General features: G+C 39.5%; 8 protein-coding genes and 2 pseudogenes. All 10 read left to right on the plus strand.

Features of this window, described 5'->3' with window-relative positions:
• Nucleotides 1-4: 4 nt before the first annotated feature.
• Nucleotides 5-4,660, plus strand: a pseudogene (locus tag ACM0OY_RS29335) (amino acid adenylation domain-containing protein); the annotation flags it as partial.
• Nucleotides 4,657-7,401 (plus strand): annotated as a pseudogene (locus tag ACM0OY_RS29340) (type I polyketide synthase); the annotation flags it as partial. The pseudogenes ACM0OY_RS29335 and ACM0OY_RS29340, both read left to right, overlap by 4 nt.
• Before the next feature lie 102 nt (nucleotides 7,402-7,503).
• Nucleotides 7,504-7,806: a phosphopantetheine-binding protein gene (locus tag ACM0OY_RS29345; protein WP_414572319.1), complete on the plus strand. Its 303-nt coding sequence runs from the start codon at nucleotides 7,504-7,506 to the stop codon at nucleotides 7,804-7,806.
• A gap of 686 nt (nucleotides 7,807-8,492) precedes the next feature.
• Nucleotides 8,493-8,816 carry an MbtH domain protein gene (locus tag ACM0OY_RS29350; RefSeq protein WP_414572302.1) on the plus strand — a complete coding sequence of 108 codons (324 nt, stop codon included), beginning with the start codon at nucleotides 8,493-8,495 and terminating at the stop codon, nucleotides 8,814-8,816.
• Nucleotides 8,817-8,921: 105 nt separating this feature from the next.
• Complete coding sequence (locus tag ACM0OY_RS29355) at nucleotides 8,922-9,683, plus strand: thioesterase II family protein (RefSeq protein ID WP_414572303.1); 762 nt, start codon at nucleotides 8,922-8,924, stop codon at nucleotides 9,681-9,683.
• A 535-nt stretch (nucleotides 9,684-10,218) separates the two neighbouring features.
• Nucleotides 10,219-15,897 carry an HAD-IIIC family phosphatase gene (locus ACM0OY_RS29360; protein ID WP_414572304.1) on the plus strand — a complete coding sequence of 1,893 codons (5,679 nt, stop codon included), beginning with the start codon at nucleotides 10,219-10,221 and terminating at the stop codon, nucleotides 15,895-15,897.
• 21 nt (nucleotides 15,898-15,918) lie between these two features.
• Entirely contained in the window at nucleotides 15,919-17,532 is a 1,614-nt protein-coding gene (locus ACM0OY_RS29365) for a cyclic peptide export ABC transporter (RefSeq protein ID WP_414572305.1), read from the plus strand.
• A 277-nt stretch (nucleotides 17,533-17,809) separates the two neighbouring features.
• Nucleotides 17,810-19,408 carry an MBL fold metallo-hydrolase gene (locus ACM0OY_RS29370; protein ID WP_414572306.1) on the plus strand — a complete coding sequence of 533 codons (1,599 nt, stop codon included), beginning with the start codon at nucleotides 17,810-17,812 and terminating at the stop codon, nucleotides 19,406-19,408.
• Between the two features lie 55 nt (nucleotides 19,409-19,463).
• Complete coding sequence (locus ACM0OY_RS29375) at nucleotides 19,464-20,822, plus strand: condensation domain-containing protein (protein WP_414572307.1); 1,359 nt, start codon at nucleotides 19,464-19,466, stop codon at nucleotides 20,820-20,822.
• A complete protein-coding gene (locus tag ACM0OY_RS29380) occupies nucleotides 20,815-21,201 on the plus strand; it encodes a nuclear transport factor 2 family protein (protein ID WP_414572308.1) in 387 nt (128 codons plus the stop codon). Before ACM0OY_RS29375 ends, ACM0OY_RS29380 begins: the two co-directional genes overlap by 8 nt.
• Nucleotides 21,202-21,220 lie beyond the last annotated feature (19 nt).

Genomic DNA, 21,220 nt, shown 5'->3' on the forward strand with positions numbered 1-21,220 from the left:
AGTCTACGTGATTTACACCTCCGGCTCGACGGGTAAACCCAAGGGTGTTATGGTAAACCACCATAATTTAGTTCGTCTTTTTGCATCAACACAAAACTGGTTTGACTTTAACGAACATGATGTGTGGACACTGTTTCACTCCTATGCATTTGACTTCTCAAGCTGGGAAATCTGGGGATCTCTTATCTACGGCGGGCGACTCGTAGTCGTTCCTTACTTAATAAGCCGAACGCCAGAAAAATTTTATCACTTATTGTGTACACAGCAAGTAACAGTCCTCAACCAAACTCCTTCTGCATTCCGCCAAATCATTCAGCTAGAGGAGTCTTTAAGTACTGCCGAGCAATTAGCTCTTCGTTTAGTCATCTTTGGTGGGGAAGCCCTTAACCTTCAAAGCCTAAAGCCATGGTTTGACCGCCACAGCGATCATTATCCTCAGTTAGTCAATATGTATGGCATTACGGAAACAACTGTACATGTTACTTATCGCCCAATAACAACAGCTTGCCTGAATCAATCTCCTGGCAGTCTTATTGGTGGTCCTATGCCAGATCTACAAGTATATGTGTTAGATCAATACTTGCAACCTGTTCCCATTGGGGTATCAGGTGAGCTATATGTCTCGGGTAACGGATTATCCTATGGCTACCTCAATCGACCTGAATTGACTGCTGAACGGTTTATTCCCAACCTTTTCAGTAATAAACCAGGGGAGCGGTTATACAAGACCGGAGACTTGGTGCGCTATTTGCCTAATCAAGACATTGAGTACTTTGGTCGTATTGACCAGCAAGTGAAGATTCGCGGCTTCCGTATTGAGTTGGGAGAAATAGAAACAGCACTGAGCCAACACCCTGCCGTGCAGAAAATGGTAGTTGTGACCTACGAAGATGTACCTGGTGAAAAGCGCTTAGTGGCTTATGTTGTCCCAAACTCAAAGCAAACTCTCACAGCTAGTAATTTGCGCCGCTTTCTCAAGGAACGATTGCCCGAATACATGATCCCCTCGGCCTTCGTGCTGTTAGAAGCTTTAGCGTTAACTCCCAATGGCAAGATAGACCGCCGCGCACTGCGAACACCTAACTCAACCAGACCTGAATTGGAGGAATTTTTTGTAGCACCTCGCACTTTGGTAGAGGAAATGCTGGAAGAAATCTGGACTCAAGTTCTTGGTATTGACCAAGTTGGCATTCACGATAATTTCTTCGAGTTGGGAGGCGATTCTATCCGTAGTATTCAATTACTGTCTCAAGCGCAGAAAAGAGATTTAAGTTTTTCACTCCAGCAAATCTTTCAACATCAGACAATTTGCGAACTGGCTCAAGTCGTACAGACGCAAAAGACTAGCTCTGTCAAAATTTCACATACTCAGCCATTCAGCCTCATTTCTAAGGCTAATCGCCTAAAATTGCCTAAGGATATTGAGGATGCTTATCCTGTAACTATGCTCCAAATGGGAATGCTCTTCCATAGCAAATACAATCCTGACACCGTTATCTATCATGATATTTTTAGCTTTCATTTACGAACTTGCTTTGATATTGACATATTGAAAACTGCTGTACAGGATCTTGCGGCTCACCATCCTATTTTGCGTACTTCGTTCGATCTAACTAGCTACAGTGAACCATTACAGCTAGTCCATCAAACAGTTTGTATTTCATTACAATTAGAAGATTTATCCAATCTCTCTTCTAGTCGACAAGAGGAAGTATTGGCTGTTTGGATAGAAGCGGAAAAGAGTCGGCACTTTGATTTAACAAGCACTCCACTCCTCCGCTTCCAAGTCCATCGCCGCACTAAAGAAACGTTTCAATTTACTCTAAGCTTCCACCACGCTATCCTTGATGGCTGGAGCGTAGCTTCCTTACTCACGGAGTTATTTCATTACTACTTCTCTCTTTTGAGTGAAGGAACTACTTTCGTAGAGCTACCACTAGCTACTTCATTCCGTGATTTTGTGGCTTTAGAAGGAAAAGCTTTGAAATCTGATAAATGTAAGCGTTTTTGGACTCAGTATTTAAGTAATTGTAGCATTAGTATGCTACCCCGTTTGTCTTCCTCCAGTAAGTTATCTAAGTCCTTAGGTTGTTGCACATTATCTGTTCCACTTTCCCATGAGGTTTCTGAAAACCTGAAGAAGCTAGCTAAGTTAGCAGGAGTTCCACTTAAGAACATTCTGTTAACTGCACATCTTAAGGTAATGAGCTTACTCAGCGGTCAGAAGGATGTTTTGACAGGTTTAGTATCCAACGGTCGTCCAGAAGAAATCGATGGAGAGCGAGCTTTTGGCCTTTTCCTCAACACTTTACCATTTTGCTTAAAACTATCAGAGGGTACTTGGTTAGACTTGGTACAGGAGGTTTTCGAGATTGAGCAGAAGGTACTTCCATTTCGCTGGTATCCTATGGCTCAGGTGCAAAGAGATCAAGGTGGCCAGCAATTATTTGAGACAGCTTTTAACTTCATTAATTTTCATGTATATCAGAGCCTTCTAAGATCAAATCACTTGCAGGTTTTAGATTTCAAGTTTTTTCAAGCAACGAACTTTGCTTTAACAGCGCACTTCAGCCTAGATCCTTTCTCGTTTGAGGTACAACTCTCTTTAGAATATGATGAGACTAAGCTAAATAATAAACAAATTAAAAATATTTGCGGTTACTATACTAGAGTTCTCACAGCTATGGCAAGCGAGCCATTTAAGTCCCATGAGACTCAGTGTTTTCTTTCTGATCAAGAGTGCCAGGAAATATTAGTGGAATGGAACGATACCAAGACAGATCATCCAGAAGGCGAATGCATCCATCAGTTATTTGAGGTACAGGTGGAGTATACACCGGACGCCGTGGCGGTGGTCTTTGAGGAGGAACATCTGACCTACCAGGAGCTCAACCAGCGAGCCAATCAACTAGCACATCACTTGCTGGTACTGGGTGTGGGACCAGAGGTACTGGTAGGGATTTGTGTAGAACGTTCTCTAGATCTTGTGGTGGGACTGTTAGGCATCTTCAAAACTGGCGGTGCTTATGTACCGCTTGACTCAGACTATCCGAAAGAGAGATTGGGCTTCATCTTGGATGAGAGCCAGGTGAAGGTGTTGTTGACCCAACAGCATCTTATTGAGAAGCTGCCTAAGCACAATGCGGCTGTCGTTTGCCTAGACACCTGCTGGGAGCGGGGGTCCATGATAGTAACAAAGAGTAAGGAGAACCCGATCAGCAGTGTGACGCCTGATAACCTAGTCTACGTCATATACACCTCAGGATCTACAGGAAAACCTAAGGGGGCGATGAACACACATAGTGGAGTCTGCAATCGTCTGCGCTGGATGCAAAATGCTTATCACTTAACACAGGCAGATAGCATATTGCAAAAAACCCCCTTCAGCTTTGATGTCTCAGTTTGGGAATTATTCTGGCCATTGTTAAGCGGAGCGCGTCTGGTTGTGGCCCGACCAGAGGGTCATAAAGACAGTGCTTACCTTGTCAAGTTGATCGCGGAGGAAAAAATTACCACGCTTCATTTCGTTCCCTCTATGCTGTCAGTTATCTTGCAGGAGCCGAGGCTTGAGATGTGCAACTGTCTGAGGCAAGTCATGTGTAGCGGGGAAGCACTGTCTTTCAAACTCAAAAAGCGCTTTTTTGAGCGTCTGGATGCAAAGTTACACAATTTGTACGGACCAACGGAAGCTGCCATTGATGTAACCTTCTGGGCGTGTGAGCGTGAGAATCACCAAGAGATTATCCCCATTGGTTGCCCAATTGCCAACACCCAGATTTATCTGCTGAACGCTCAATTGCAGCCAGTACCCATTGGGGTGCCAGGGGAACTGCACATTGCTGGTGTAGGCTTAGCCCGAGGTTATCTCAACCGCTCAAATCTGACTGCTAAAAACTTCATTCCTAATCCCTTCAGTAAAGAGGCAGGGAAGCGGCTGTACAAAACCGGGGACTTAGCGCGTTACCTACCAGATGGAAACATTGAATTTCTAGGCCGCATTGACCACCAAGTGAAGATTCGCGGCTACCGTATTGAGCTAGGAGAAATCGAAGCAGCTTTAGAGCAATACCCAACTGTGCAGAATGCTGTAGTTGTAGCTCGTGAGGTTGTAATCGGAGAGAAGCACCTAGTGGCCTATCTCGTCCTGAATAAAGAGCAGAACTTCATAAACAGTGATTTGCGCCGCTTTTTAAAGGAGCATCTGCCTGAGTATATGGTGCCAGCAAACTTTGTGATGCTCCAATCCCTACCGATGACGTCCAATGGGAAGGTCAACTACCAAGCCTTGCCCGAACCCGATGGTGAGCGACCAGAGTTAGTGGAGGACTATGTAGCTCCATGCACACCAATGGAGCGCCTCGTTGCTGATATTTGGACTGAAGTACTGAAGATTAAGCGGGTGGGAATTCATGATAGTTTCTTTGACTTAGGAGGTAATTCTTTATTAGTGTTAAGGGTTTATGAGCGTTTATCTAAAGAATTGCAAAGAGATATTCCTATTATTAAGCTATTTCAGTATCCAAATATACTAACTTTAGCTCAATTTCTTAACATTGAACAAGAGGCACAATCCTCTAGTTGGAAAGAAAGCCAACATTGGGCTGAAAAGAGGAAGCAGGCTTTAAAACAGCAGAGACAAAATGGAAGGAAACAAAAATGAATAGCGTACAAATGTTTGATTCAATTGATAGCTATGATATTGCCATTATTGGTATGTCTTGCTCTTTTCCTGGAGCAAAGGATATTGATGCATTTTGGCAGAATCTTCAAACTGGGGTGGAGTCGATTTCCTTTTTTTCAGACCAGGAATTGGAGACTTCAGATTTTTTTAAAACAGATACAAGCAATGCCAATTTTGTCAAAGCAGGGGGTATAATCAAGGGCTTTGATCTATTTGATGCCTCTTTCTTTAATATTTCAGCTCGGGAAGCCCTATGGATAGATCCTCAGCAGCGTATGTTTTTAGAGTGTGCCTGGTCTACCATCGAAAATGCTGGTTACAATGTCAAAACTTACAAAGGAGCAATTGGTATTTATGCGGGTGCCAGTATGAGCACCTATCTTTTATCGCTTCTTCCCTACCTTAAGAGTACAGCGGACGTTTACCAGGCGCTAATTGCAAATGATAAAGATTTTCTAACCACTAGAGTATCTTATAAATTGAATTTACGAGGAGAAAGCATTACAGTGCAAACAGCTTGCTCAACTTCTCTTGTGGCTGTTCATATGGCTTGTCAGAGCTTGCTAAGCGGCCAGTGCGATATGGCTTTAGCTGGCGGCGTTTCAATCCGCTTACCACAAAAAACGGGTTATTTATACCAAGAAGGTATGATTTTATCTCCAAATGGACATTGCCGAGCCTTTGATGCAAGAGCCAATGGGATTGCTATAGGAAATGGTTTGGGGCTTGTCCTTTTGAAGCCACTGTGTGAAGCTTTAAAAAATGGTGACTATGTGTATGCAGTCATCAAAGGTTCTGCAATTAACAATGATGGAAATTTTAAAGTTGGTTACACCGCACCTAGTGTTGCAGGTCAGGCTGACGTCGTTTCCAAAGCTCTGGCGATTGCAGGGGTTGAGGCAGAAACTATCAGCTATGTTGAAGCTCATGGAACTGGTACTCCCCTTGGAGATCCGATTGAAATAGAGGCACTTACGAAAGTATTTCGCCAGCAAACTGATAGGAAGATGTTTTGCGCCATTGGTTCAGTAAAAACCAACATTGGACATTTGGATGCAGCCGCTGGTATAGCTGGATTGATCAAAACCGTTTTATCACTCAAACATAAACAGATTCCTCCCTCTTTACACTTTGAAAAGCCAAACCCCACTATTGATTTTGGCAACAGCCCCTTTTATGTCAACACCACTCTTTCTGAATGGACAGTGGAAAAAACTCGCCGTAGAGCTGGAGTGAGTTCCTTTGGGATTGGTGGTACCAATGCCCATGTCATTCTCGAAGAAGCTCCTCTTGTCAAGACCTTTGAAAAATCGAGATTTTGGCATTTGTTAGTGTTATCTGCCAAAACAAGCTCTGCTTTGGAAACAGCGACTGCAAATCTGATAGAGTACTTTAAGCAACATCCTGATGTTAATCTTGCTGATCTTGCTTATACCTATCAGATTGGTCGACAAGTTTTCAGTCATCGCCGGATACTGGTTTTTCATGACCTTAACGACGCTGTAACTGCACTAGAAACGCTGGATTCTCAACGAGTTTTTACACGCTCTCAAAAGCCTAAGAACCGACCTGTAGTGTTTATGTTTCCAGGGCAAGGAGCACAGTATATCAATATGGCGCTGGAACTCTACCAAGTTGAAACGACATTTCAAAAGCAAGTTGATATTTGCTCAGAACTCCTAAAACCCAGCTTAGGGCTTGATCTTCGTAATGTAATATACCCGAAGGAAGAACAGATTGAAGAGGCCACACAACAACTTAAACAAACTTATATTGCACAGTCAGCGCTCTTTGTTATTGAGTATGCCTTGGCAAAGTTATGGATGGTTTGGGGAGTACAGCCTCAGGCTATGATTGGTCACAGTATTGGGGAGTATGTAGCAGCCTGCTTGGCTGGTGTGTTCTCCTTAGAAGATGCTTTGGCGCTGGTGGTTGTAAGAGGAAAACTGATCCAGGAACTGCCCAGAGGTGGAATGCTTGCCGTCCCACTTCCAGAAAAGGAGGTATACCCACTTTTAGATAAGGCTCTTTCTTTAGCTGCCATTAACGGATCAAGTCTTTGTGTTATTTCAGGACCCATGAAAGTTCTGGCGCAATTGGATGAACAGCTTGCTAAGAAAGGAGTAGTCTGCCGCTATTTACATACCTCTCACGCCTTTCATTCAAAAATGATGGATTCTATTTTAGAACCATTCACTGAACAGGTTAGAAAAGTAACGTTAAATCCTCCTGAAATCCACTATATATCCAACGTCAGCGGCACTTGGATTACAGCAGCAGAAGCAACAGATCCGAGCTATTGGGCTAAGCATCTACGCCAAACTGTACGGTTTGCAGAAGGTTTACACGAGCTGTTGAAAGAACCAGAGCAGATCCTGCTGGAAGTTGGTCCTGGACGAACCCTGAGTAAATTAGTAATGCGGCATTCAGATTATACCTCTGGACAGATTGTAGTAGCTTCGTTACGCCACCCGCAAGAGCAACAGTCTGATCTTGCATTCTTGTTAAATGCATTAGGTCAAATATGGCTTGCAGAAATACAAGTGGATTGGTTTGGATTTTATGCAAATGAACGACGCCATCGTATACCCTTACCTACTTATCCATTTGAGCGACAGCGTTACTGCATTGAATCTCAAAAACGACTAAGGGAACTCAACGAGTTTAAGTCCACTGAATCCAGTGCTGCTATTCCAGATTCAATTGACAAGTATTTTATTGAACGAGTTGAGTTTTCACATAAATATTCTTCTCCTCGAAACGTAATTGAGGATACCATTTCTAATATTTGGAGCGATGTACTAGGGCTAGAAGCAATTGGAATTTACGATAACTTCTTTGAATTAGGAGGAGACTCTTTATTAGCTACACAAATATTTTCTCGTCTTAAACAAGCTTTTTTTATAGATATTTCCTTAGAAAAAATGCTTTCATATCAGTCAATTGCCCAGTTATCTGAGGTAATACAGAATGAAATCCAACCTGAGGAAGGAAAAGCCAAAACACACTATTACTGTTCCTTTGAAATGAAAATGGGAGATGAAATTATAACAATTTACATAACCGAAGAAGAGTATCGTTGCCAGGGACTACCGGATGGAGCCATAAATTTTAATATTTTATAAAGCATACTAGCTATATAATTGCTTATTATAAAGATGTTTTGAAAGTCGGTCACAGGAAGTTAAAAATTAAGTTAGTTTTCTCCCTATAAAACGGATTATCGCTATGGAAACAAAAGTATTAGAAGTTTTGGTAGTCGTTGATAATTCTTACTCAAACGCCAACACCAATTAAGCTAGCTAAATGTTCTTTCTACAACCCAAAATTTTGATAATGTTATGGTTAAACCCCTTTTTTCAATAGTATACTAAGAACGATTTTCACAATCCACCAAAACATATTCATGATCCAATGCATAAATTCTTTGCCTCAGTATCCTCCATCTACGCAGACGGTGTGCAACCACTAGATATACTGATCGGTATAGTGCATTCAGAGGATATTTTTCGCTCTCTGACACTCATAAACACAACAGCAGTTACCAAGACCCGTGAGCAGACCTACCATATGCATGCATAGATAACCTTTGCGATCATGCATTTTTTAATCATGTCATAGCTCACTTCTAAAGAAATCATTTGTAGATGTTTCTACCGATTAGCTTTCAAGTTTCCAATTCTAATGGGCTTGGTTCTCGCTCTGCAGCCACCCTAACCACGTTTTGTATATGTCGCCATTGTTAAAGTAGTGACGAGCTAATCTTGGTTTTTTTGTCAGACAAAATCAATCATTTGAAGGAAAAACGTTTATGAACGAGTTAGTCAAACGATTGTCAGAAGGAAATCATCCTGTTGAGGCAAGCCTACGGCCTGAAAAAACGGTCGCAGCACTAAAAGAGAGTATTGATAGAGGATATGTGCACATCAAATTCACGAATACAAAGGGAGGAACTGAGTTGGGTGTCAAACTTGATCAGGATGCTTCCAATCTGAGCAAAGCAAATTTTGAAAGTCAAACAGGAAAGGTTCGCTTGGTAGGTAATTTAACACTTAACTACGTAAAAGTTCGTTGCTTTGCTGATATTGACCTTGAAACACTAGAAGGCAAGGGTTATCTCGAGCTTTTAGTATAATTTGCAGCTAGCTTTTCATTCCAAGTAGCGATATATCGAAATTGCTTGAGTCGATTGATAGCTATACATTTCCCATCTACGGATAAGTCTAATAAGGAAAAATTAATGTCAACTACACCTCCTTTTGCTCCCTGGGTTGTATCTATCAAGCCGAACTCGCTTGCGAAACTACGTTTGTTCTGCTTTCCTTATGCAGGAGGCGGAGCCTCAATCTTTCGTAATTGGTCGCATGGTCTTTCGACCAATGTCGAGGTTTGTCCCCTTCAACTTCCAGGAAGGGAAACTCGAATAAATGAGCCTCCTTTTACCAGGCTCTTGCCCCTTGTTGAGGCAATTGCTCCAGCCCTCCTTCCGCTTCTTGACAAGCCGTTTGCCTTCTTCGGTCATAGTATGGGTGCATTAGTAAGCTTTGAACTCACCCGCTTACTTCGCAGACAGTACGGTCTTGCCCCTGTCCATTTGTTCGTCTCTGGTGCCAGCGCTCCTCATGTCTCTAATTTTAATCCTCCTACGCATAACCTACCTGAGCCTGAGTTTATAAAAGAGTTACATAGCCTTAGCGGTACGCCTAAAGAAGTACTGGATAACACTGAATTGATGCAGTTGATGCTTCCCACATTACGGGCAGATTTTGCAGTTTGCCAAACTTATTTATACTTAAACGAGCCTCCTGTTAACTCTCCGATCTCCGTCTTCAGTGGTTTGGAGGAGAAGGTGAGCTATAAGCACTTGGAAGCTTGGCATAACCAAACAAGTGCTTCATTCTCACTACAAATGTTTCCTGGTAACCACTTTTTCCTGCACACAGCCCAGTTGCTCCTGCTGAAAAGTATTGTTCAACAACTATGCCAATCAGTGAATATTTAATTGAGGAATGATATTAACCGTGTCTTTATCCAAATCATTTTTGCTTACCACTAATTTTCTACGGTTTAAACGTAGCGAAACAAGACAAAGAGGCAGATATTATATTCAAGGTTTACTAAGCTAAACTTTATACATTTTTCTCTCGTTGTGACTCTTTCCGTCATCACGAGGGCAGGTAAGCACCAAAAAATGCCGATTTTACTGCATACATAACATTTAAATACAGTCTTGATAAATACTGCTTATTCGGACAAAAGACGGAGCCTAAAAGATAATTGTGTCCATCAAACTCTAGGCTGCAACTATGGACTAGTGTGCGAAACTTATCTGGTGTAGGGCTTGCTACAGTTGATTTTGAGTGGAGAATTCATAAGCTAATATTTATGGTTATATCTAAGCAATCACCTTTTTTACATTTGCTAAAAAACAGCATCATACATTATTATTTTTAGACCTTAGAGAACTTTTAGGTCTAGTGAATTTACATGAAACACATGAATCAAGATTTTAGTAAACAAAGAGTAGAGGTTTAAGCGTGATTGAGCATATTAATGGCTTTTTAAAATCTCCTTCTAATCTGGTGGATGTATTGCGTTACAGAGCTTTACATCAACCTAATCAAACAGCTTTTATCTTTTTGCAAAGTGAAGGATTAGAAAAAGCTCGTCTTACTTATAAAGAGTTGGATCAGCAGAGTAAAGCCATTGCTGTTCAGCTTCGATCTCTAGGAGCTAGTGGGGAACGTGCGCTGCTGCTTTATCCATCGGGGCTAGAATATATTACCGCCTTTTTTGGATGCTTGTACGCAGGAGTCATTGCCGTTCCTGCATTTACACCTGGGCTCAACCGAAACTTATCAAGGATTATAGCTATTGCAAATGATTCTCAACCATCTGTGGCACTGACTACAGCATCTTTCCTCTCCCATATCGAAAATTTATTTGCACAGAGTTTAGACTTACAGGCAATTCGATGTATAGCTGTTGATCGTCTCAGTCATAGTTTAGCAAAAGAGTGGCGAGATTATGGTGTTAAAGGTGATACATTAGCTTTTCTTCAGTATACCTCAGGTTCCATTGCTACGCCAAAAGGCGTTATGGTTAGCCACGAAAATCTTTTGTATAATCAACGGATGATCCAGGAAGGATTCCAGCATACAGAACAATCAGTTGTGGTAGGTTGGTTACCTCTTTACCACGATATGGGTTTGATTGGAAATGTACTTCAACCTTTATACGTGGGTATACCGTGTGTTCTCATGGATCCATTTACTTTTCTAAAGAATCCCTTCCGTTGGTTACAAGCTATTTGCAAGTACAAAGCTACTACTAGCGGGGGCCCCAATTTTGCCTACGAACTGTGCATTCGTAAGCTTACTCCTGAGCATATCAAGACGTTAGACCTTAGTAGCTGGGATATTGCTTATACTGGAGCTGAGCCTATTCGTCTTGACACCTTAGAACGGTTTGCGGAAGCTTTTAAAATTTGTGGTTTTCGTCGGAAAGCTTTTTACACCTGCTACGGACTTGCTGAAGCAACTTTGATTGTCTCGGGTGGCTTGAAAGCATTTCCACCTGTAGTTATTACTGTTCAGAAATCAACACTTGTTCACAGCCAAGTGGTGGAAACTACTATTCAGAATAAAGATGCTCAGAAGCTCGTAAGTTGTGGTCAATCCCTGCTAAACCAAAAAATTGCTATCGTTGACCCTGTATCTTTAACCAATTGCCTAGCTAACCAAATTGGAGAAATTTGGGTGTCAGGGTTTAATGTTGCCCAAGGCTATTGGAATCGGCCTGAAGAAACAGAACAAACTTTTAAGGTATATTTAGCAGAGTCTGGGGACGGTCCATTTCTCCGCACTGGAGATTTAGGGTTCATGAAAGATGGTGAACTGTTTGTCACAGGTCGATTAAAGGATTTAATTATTATCCGAGGACGAAACTTTTATCCTCAGGATATAGAACTAACGGTAGAACAGAGTCACCCCGCGCTACGATCAAACTGCTGTGCTGCGTTTTCAATTGAGGTCGAGAGTGAAGATGTGCTTGTGATCGTTCAAGAGATAGAACGTTATTACCAACATCCAAACATAAGTGAAATAGCTGGAGCTATTCGTCAGCAAGTAACAGAGCATCATGAATTACAAGTTTATGCTGTTATCTTAGTCAAAAGTGGAAGTATTTTCAAGACGTCCAGCGGCAAAATCCAACGACGTGCGTGCCGTGCTGGTTTTTTAGCAGGTAGCTTGAACGTGGTAGGAAGCAGCATTCTAGAAAACTCCTCTTCTTTGTCAAGTAAATATACTCTTTCCTACGGAGATATCCTTGCTACCGAAACAGAGCAGCGACTGCCGTTACTAATATCTTATCTTCGGGAACAAGTAGTCAAGGTACTGAAAGTAGACCCGTCTCAGGTAGATCCACTACAACCACTCAGTAGTTTGGGATTTGATTCTTTAACAGCTATCGAACTAAGAAACCAGATTGAAGTTGACTTAAGAGTGGTTGTACCCATAGCAAATTTTTTTAAAGGTTTCAACATTATCCAGTTTGCAATGCAGATCATTGATCAACTAACGCAATCAATACTCAGTTCATCAGTATCTCTTGCTTCTGAACAGGAAACTTCCGTTGAGCAGCCTTTATCATACGGTCAAAAAGCATTATGGTTTGTACACCAACTTGCTCCGGACAATGCGGCTTACAATATAATGTCTGCAATGCGAATTTGGTCCGACTTAGATATTCCTGCTTTATACCGCGCATTTCAGGTACTAATTGTTCGCCATCCATCCTTGTGTACTACCATCACTGTGCGAAACGGAGAACCAATTCAGTATATTCAAGACACATCAGAAGTGTACTTCCAAGAAGATGCTTCGAATTGGAGCGATACTTTCCTCTGTAACCGTTTACTTGAAGAAGCTCACCGTCCTTTTGATCTTGAGCATGGACCCTTGCTAAGGGTATACTTGTTCACCCGATCAGCACAAGAGCATATTCTTCTATTAGTAGTGCATCATATCATCGCCGACTTTTGGTCTATGGAAGTGCTTAAAGAAGATCTAGGTATACTGTACGCGGCGGAGAAGTCTGGAGCAAATATACCTCTTGCTCCCCTTACACTCCGATACACCGACTACACTCGTTGGCAAACACAAATGCTAGCAAGTCCCGAAGGTGAACGGCATTGGGCGTATTGGCAGAAGCAATTGGCAGGCCAGTTACCAGTTCTGGACTTGTCTACTGATCGTCCAAGACCGCCAGTGCAAACATATAGAGGTGCATCCCAAGAACTCAAACTAAACGCTGAGCTTAACCAGAAGATTAAGGATCTCACCCAAATTCAAGGCGTCACCACCTACATGACTCTACTAGCAGCTTTCCAAGTGCTAATTTATTGTTATTCTGGGCAAGAGAGTTTTTTAGTAGGTTCTCCCACGGCAGGTCGGAGCAGAACTGAACTAGCCAGATTAGTAGGGTATTTTGTAAATCCAGTGGTAATGCGTGCAAATATTTCGGTAGATCAAACATTTATAGAGTTACTCAGCCGAGTACGCGATACTGTTTTAGCTGCCCTGGAACATCAAGATTACCCTTTTGCTTTACTAGTTGAGCGATTACAGCCAATACGAGATCCGAGTAGAGCGCCACTTTTCCAAGTCATGTTCATCTTCCAAAAGACTCATCTGTTCAGTGACCAGAAATTGACACCATTTGCCCTAAGTGTGGCAGGGGCACAAATGGAAATGAAAGGTTTAATCTTAGAGTCAATCCCCATAGAGCAATGGACGTCTCAGTTTGACTTGACTCTTAGAATAGGTGAGGTGGATAAAGAGCTAGCAGCGTCATTGAATTACAACACCGATCTATTTGACGCAGCTACTATTACGAAAATGCTGGCTCATTATCAAACTTTATTGGAAAATATCGTGGATCAACCAAAGCAAAAGTTGTCAACGCTTGCAGCTACAATCCCCAAACGAAAACTAAGTATTGTAGTGACATCAACTTTTGTCTCGGAACCCCTTGAAGACTCTCTTGCTTTTTGGATGGAACAATTAAGAATTCCGTATCAAATTCAATTTACACCTTACAATCAAGTATTTCAGCAGCTTCTAGACTCGACTAGTCTTTTTGCAAAAAATCAAGAAGGAATAAATATTATACTCCTTAACCTAGAAGACTGGGTTAATGTAAATCAAGATTTAAATTCTGATATTTATCAGAGAGTGGAACAAAATACCCAAGATTTTTTGCTGGCTTTAGAATCCTGGATAGATAATGGTAAAAACTTAATTTGTTTTATTGCTATATGCCCTATATCAAAATCTAAAATTGATAAAAATCTTTATAACTATTTTTGTAATTTAAAAGAAAAAATTACTTTAATATTAGAGAATATTAATGGAGTATATATAATTGATTTACTGAAAGCGACTGATATATATCAGGTTAGGAATTATTATAATCACTTCACAAATAGAATAGGACATATTCCTTTTACGCCAGAATTATTTACTGCAGCAGGAACTCTCATATCTAGAAAAATATTTCACCTTAAAAATAAACCTTATAAAGTTATCGTGTTGGATTGCGATCAGACACTCTGGAAAGGTGTCTGTAGTGAAGACGGCCCCTTGAAAATTCAGATTGAAACACCTTTCTTGAAATTGCAGAATTTTATGGTGGAACAGCATAAAGCTGGTATGCTCTTATGCTTGTGCAGTAAAAATAATGAAGATGCTGTTTTCCAAGTGTTTCAACATCACTCTGAAATGCCCTTGAAGCTCAGTCACTTCGTATCCTGGCGAATTAACTGGAGTCCCAAGTCGGAGAATATTAGAGCATTAGCAAGTGAGTTACAACTTTCGCTAAATGATTTCATTTTTCTAGATGACGATCCTGTTGAATGTGCAGAAGTCCGGGAGCGCTGTCCAGAAATACTCACATTATTGCTTCCGTCTGAGCCAGAAAAAATTCCTCTATTCCTTAATCATGTTTGGGCTTTTGAACATCTAAAAAACACAGAAGAGGATAATAAAAGAACAGTTTTGTATCAACAAAATAAACAGCGTGACCAATTTTATATTGAGTCTTTAACACTTGAAAAGTTTTTAGCAGGATTAAACCTTAATATTACTATTTCACCACTTAAACATAACCAAATTGAACGTGTTGTACAACTGACGCAGCGAACAAATCAATTTAATACCACAACTATCCGACGCTCTACCAATGAATTACAGCAATTATTAACAACAGAATACATTGAGTGTTGGGTTGTGGAGGTCAGTGATCGCTTTGGAGATTATGGTTTAGTTGGCGTAATTATTTTTGAGGTTCAATTGGATGCTTTGTGGATTAATACTTTTTTACTTAGCTGTAGAGTTTTAGGAAAAAACGTCGAAGATAATATACTAGTTGAAATGGCAAAAATTGCAAAAAAACGAGGGTATTCTCAACTCAAAATTCCCTATCATCCAACGAAAAGCAACATTCCGGTCTTTAATTTTTTCAATAGGGTGGGCACAGAATTTATAAAACCAAGTAAAAGTGACTTTCTGTTCACAATTTCTGTAGAGTCAATTATGTCACACTCAAACCTAATTCAAACTAATTATGGATATTATTTTAGTAATAAATTACCCCCTAATGAACAATTAGAAGGAATTACTCATTCTATTAATTTACAGAAGTCACCATTCATGCCTCCTTCAAGCTCTTCTTCTGAAACAAAACAGTTAGGGGAATTACAAGAAAAATCTAATAAATTGAATCAAATAGCTAATCAATTTCAGACTGTTGAGCAAATTCTAAAGTGTATCCAGTCTCAGAAAAAGCGTACACGCTCCCAGTTGAAAGTTTCTTATTTAGCACCTCGTACGCCTGTTGAAGAGGTGTTAACAAAAATTTGGTCTCAGGTTTTAGGTATCGAGCAAGTGGGTGTTTATGACAATTTTTTTGAAATAGGGGGACATTCCTTACTTGCTACTCAAATGATATCTCGATTGCGTGAGGTTTATCAGGTAGAGTTACCTTTACACACTTTGTTTGAATTACCTACCATCGCTGATTTCGCTTTGGTAGTTGTACAATATCAAATTGAGCAAGCGAATCCTCAAGAGCTAACTAAGTTAGTTGAAATGCTAGAACAAATGACAGAAGAAGAAATAGAGAAGATATTTAACAAAGGTTCTGTCTATGAATGATAATTATTTACAATATTCCATATGAAATTGATTCTTCCTCTCTTACGCAATTCGTGGTTAGTCCTCGTTCTCGCAGTTACGATGGGATTGCTCAGCGGGGCTAGCAGTACAGGCTTGATTGCAGTGATCAGCGCTGTACTAAGAGGTAATGATGTACAAACAGCCAAACTAACTTGGAGTTTTGTAACAATTTCTTTCCTCCTATTTGTCACGAGTATAACTTCTCAAGCCCTGTTAGCTAAACTTTCTGAGGGATCTGTCTTTGAATTGAGAATGTTGCTAAGCCGTCGTATCCTTAGTTTTCCTCTGCTTGAATTTGAGGAGATTGGTGCTTCCCGTTTGCTAGCAACACTAACAGATGATATCCAGTCAGTATCTGCTGCTTTTTTAAGCTTTCCTTTGCTCTGTACTGACATTGCCATCGTTGTTACCTGTTTGATCTATTTAAGCTACCTCTCCTGGGTGGCATTCATTTTCATGCTTGGCATGATGGTTTTAGGAATTCTTAGCGTTCAGTTTTTGATAATCAAAGGTAATTACTTTCTAAAACTCGCTCGTGAGGAACAGGATCAGTTATTCAAGCACTTTCGAGCTATGACTCAAGGTTTCAAAGAATTGAAGTTGCATCACCAACGGCAGAATATGTTTTTTTCTAAAGATCTCCGGGTAGCTGCAACCACCTTCCGCCATTACAGCGTTATTGGGCTTATTATTTTTGCATTTGCCTCAAGCTGGGGCTTACTTGTTATTTTCCTAACTATTGGTCTACTGCTCTTTAGTCTCCCTCGATTGATCCAGATTGAACCTGGAGTATTGTCTAGCTATGCCTTAGTGACTATTTATTTGATACAACCTTTAGGATCTATACTGAGTACATTGCCTATCTTTGGTAAAGCTGGCATCGCCCTGGCAAAGATTGAGTCTTTGGATCCATTATTAGCAGTCCACACACCAGAAAGTACTGACAAAGCTCCATCTGAATTTACGGCTTGCTGGCAATGTTTAGAGTTAGAGGCTGTGACCCACTCTTATCGTCAGGAGGAAAGCAGTTTCACCCTCGGTCCAATCAATCTAGTTTTCTATCCAGGCGAGTTAGTCTTTATCGTGGGTGGTAATGGTAGTGGCAAGTCCACTCTTGCAAAGCTAATCACTGGACTTTACAAACCTGAAACCGGAAAAATTCGTCTTGATAGTAAACCCATTTTGGATGAAAATCGGGTATGGTATCGCCAGCATTTTTCAGCTATTTTTTCTGACTTTTATCTGTTTGAGCGGCTTTTGGGATCGAGTATTACTAATTTAAATTCCCAAGTCCGTCAGTATTTAATTCAACTGCAGCTAGACCAAAAGGTTCAGGTGAAAGATAACAAGCTTTCTACTTTAGCCCTTTCTCAGGGACAGCGAAAACGCTTGGCTCTTCTCACGGCTTACTTAGAAGATCGTCCCATCTACCTGTTTGACGAATGGGCTTCAGACCAAGATCCTGTGTTTAAAAAAATTTTTTACACACAACTGTTGAAAGATTTGAAGCACAGGGGTAAAACCGTTTTTGTCATCACACATGATGATCACTACTTTTATATAGCTGACCGAGTTATAAAGCTAAATTACGGTAACCTTGACATTGAAGTTTAACGTGAGTCTCCAACGGAGGCGTAGCTGCGGGAAAGGCGAAATAAATTAAATTCTCTTCCCTTTTGCCTTATTTCTTAGGAGTTCAACGGGTTGAAAAAGATGCAAAAAAAGCTGATACTAAGTTGTGATTAAAAATAGTATCTTTCATTGCGAACAAAACGCAATGAAATAAAAAAATCTTTAATTATAGGTTCAACTAATCTAAGTAATCAACTGTTCTAATTCCTTTTATTTTTTAGAAATTTAGTTTTTTATAAATTACAACACTAAAGTAGATATGAAAAACGACAACGTATATCTTAAGCAAAATGTATTGATTGAACCCTTATTTAATAAATGGTATGCGTGGACATACTTAATATCACCTGCTACTAGTTCCATGTACATGGCTAATTCACATTTAAAAATCATGCAATCCTTCATAGCATCTCCGAAGCTGCATATGTCAGCCCTCAATAATCCAGCTATGATTGGTGGTTCATTTATATCTTACAAAGCAGACAGAGTAAATGAAATTAAAGCATTATTGGAAAAAACTAATAAAGAGCAAGCCCAAATGTTGAAATTGGCAGAAGCTATCAAAACTCTCACTCAAATGTTAACTGAGCAGGCTAATGGTTATTCTCTTGAACCACTCTATCAAAATATTCCTAAAATTTTAAAAGGGTATGTCGAACTAGTATATGATTTAGACAATAATCCCTCAATTCGATTTATAGAAGGACTGCTATATAAAAGCAAATATTATGATCAATCATTACAAACTGTCGCCTTATCTCTTATTGAACAGGATAGTCGTCCGTTTGTTTTAAGTACACCCCGATTGATGAACGATCAGTGTTTACATCTGAATTTTCCTTTTAGTTCTGGAGAACTAGATATATTATTTAAAATGAAAGAGTTTCCTAATTCATTAAGTCATATTAAAGAAGTTTTAGGTATCCAGAATAAAGATAATATTTTATTTTCATCATTTTTTACAAAAGAACCATATAAAAAATACTCAAAATATAGTGATTGTAGTATAAGAATTCGCTATTTTGGACACGCTTGTATTTTAATTGAGACAAAATATTTGAGTATTTTGTGCGATCCATTAGTTAGTTACAAACATGATAATAGTGAACTTTATCGTTATACATACTCTGATTTACCAAACAAAATTGACTATGTATTAATTACTCACAATCATCAAGACCATTGTGTATTTGAAACATTGTTACAATTACGCCATAAAATCGTAAATTTAGTAATTCCTAAAAGTAATAATGGCGTTTTAGCAGATCCATCATTAAAGTTAATATTACAAAATATTGGATTTAATAATATTACAGAGATCGATGAAATTGAATCCATAATAATTCCTGAAGGATATATAGTTAGCTTACCTTTTTTTGGAGAACATGCAGACCTAAATATTAGAACTAAAACGGCATACTTAATAAGTATAGAAGGAAAGTCTATTTTATGTGCATCTGATTCAAATAATATTGAACCTCAGCTTTATGAGCATATATATGAAATAGTTGGAGATATTGACATAATATTCTTAGGCATGGAATGTGACGGGGCACCGTTAAGTTGGTTATATGGTTCATTATTAACTAAAACATTCGCAAGAAAAATAGACCAGACAAGAAGACTTGATGGATCAGATTGTGAGAAAGGAATCAAGTTGATTAATCAATTTAATCCCAAAGAAGTTTATGTATATGCAATGGGACAAGAACCCTGGCTCACTCATTTAACATCTGTTCAATATAACGAAAAATCCCGCCCAGTCGTTGAATCTAACAAGCTGATTGAAGAATGTAAAAAGAGAAACATAACATCTGAAAGACTATTTGGTCACAAAGAGATTTTTTTAGGAAGTTAATTAAACTGAATTCAATACCAAAATAATCTTCCAAACTAAACAAAAAGGCAAGGAAATGGAGTTACAAAATGTCGAGAATATCTATCCTCTTTCATACTTACAGGAAAGTATACTCTTGAATAGACTCAAAATGTCAAAGGCAGACTTGTCTTGTGGTCAGTTTATTTGTACTTTACACGGAATGCTGGATGTCTTAGCATTTGAGCAGGCATGGCAGCAAGTCATTGACCGCCAACCATTACTGCGTACTTATTTCGTTTGGCAGCGTGTTAAAAATCCACTTCAAGTAGTACACAAACAAGTGAAATTTTCTTTAGACCAGCAAGATTGGCGCTGTTTTTCCCTTACTCAGCAAGAAGAAAAACTAGAGCATTATATTAATGCTAAGCAAGTCCGTAGCTTTAACCTTGCGAAACCACCGCTAATACATATAATGGTTTGCCATACAGATGAATATACTTATCAATTTGCATGGATTTATGACTCCCTGATTTTGGATAGTTGGAGTGTTTTTCTGATTTTGAAGGAAGTTTTCGCTTTATATGATAGCTCTTGTCGAGGTGAAAACTTTTCACTGACGCAGATTTGTCCCTATCGAGACTATGTTATGTGGCTAAGACAGCAAGATTTATCTCAAGCTGAAGAGTTTTGGAACCAGTTACTTAAAGGCTTTACTAGACCTACTCCTTTGGTTGTAGATCGGGTTTTCAATAACCTAACTGACCGAAGGGAAAACAACAATCAACTAATCCGGCTATCAGTAACAGCTACAGAAAGATTGCGATCTTTGGCGCAAGAGCAGCAAATCAATCTAAAGACTTTAGTCCAGGGAGCTTGGGCTATGCTCTTAAGCCGTTATAATGACAATGATGATGTAGTATTTGGAATCACTGTTTCTAGTCGCCTGACTACTTTGTCCGGAATTGAGTGTATGGTCGGACTCTTAGACAATATACTCCCCATAAGAGTCCGAGTACCTGCTCAAGCACAGTTGTTACACTGGCTAAAAGAATTTCAAAATCAACAATTAGAACTGCAAAAATATCAGTGTACTCCATCCTTTAAAATTCAGAATTGGAGTGAAATATCTAGTGGCTTGCCTTTGTTTGAAAGCCTCTTAATTTTCGAGGATTTCACTCAAAAAATATCTTGTGAAAACTTGGAAATCCAAAATATTCGCTTGCTATTATGTACCAATTATCCCCTTACCTTAGTAGTAAAATTACATCCTGAATTATCACTGCAAATTATTTACGACAAAAAGCGTTTCGATTCTGCTGTAATTCTCCGGATGCTAGGACATATTCAGACTTTATTGGAAAATTTTGGAATGAACCCTAATCAGCGTTTGTCAACTGTGCCGCTTATTTCTAAAGCTGAATTGCGTCAATTGGAGAAATGGAGTTATGCATAAAAATAGTAGTAATTCATTTATAAATATTACCAATTCAAGCAACCTGGTAATTGAGTTATTTCGTGCTATCGATTCGTCGGATTGGCAGGCGTTAAAGGAAATTTTATACGCTAGCATTATCTATGAACGTCCTGGCTATGCAACATTTTATGGTTTAGACCGTTTATTACTATTTTATCAAATGGAACGGATTATTGAATCAGGCAAACACCATATTGAGAAAATTGTAATTGAAGAAAATAATGGAGCTTGCTGGGGTCGATTTATTGGTCTGAATAAAAACGGTTGCCAAATTGATGAACTTTTTGCAGAGGTGTACTCTTTCGAGGAAGGAAAAATTAAAACTCGGAGATCTTACTTTTTTCAACCAGCCATTTAAGTAAAGTTGGAGACGAATA

It is taken from the genome of Nostoc sp. CCY 9925 (assembly GCF_963920935.1).
In the GTDB taxonomy this organism is placed as follows: domain Bacteria; phylum Cyanobacteriota; class Cyanobacteriia; order Cyanobacteriales; family Nostocaceae; genus Nostoc.

Bases quoted from the DNA above. Each gene is read 5' to 3' on its own strand.
- ACM0OY_RS29350 (WP_414572302.1), top strand. From the start codon at position 8,493: ATGAACGAGTTAGTCAAACGATTGTCAGAAGGAAATCATCCTGTTGAG.
- ACM0OY_RS29355 (WP_414572303.1), top strand. From the start codon at position 8,922: ATGTCAACTACACCTCCTTTTGCTCCCTGGGTTGTATCTATCAAGCCG.
- ACM0OY_RS29365 (WP_414572305.1), top strand. From the start codon at position 15,919: ATGAAATTGATTCTTCCTCTCTTACGCAATTCGTGGTTAGTCCTCGTT.
- ACM0OY_RS29370 (WP_414572306.1), top strand. From the start codon at position 17,810: ATGAAAAACGACAACGTATATCTTAAGCAAAATGTATTGATTGAACCC.
- ACM0OY_RS29375 (WP_414572307.1), top strand. From the start codon at position 19,464: ATGGAGTTACAAAATGTCGAGAATATCTATCCTCTTTCATACTTACAG.
- ACM0OY_RS29380 (WP_414572308.1), top strand. From the start codon at position 20,815: ATGCATAAAAATAGTAGTAATTCATTTATAAATATTACCAATTCAAGC.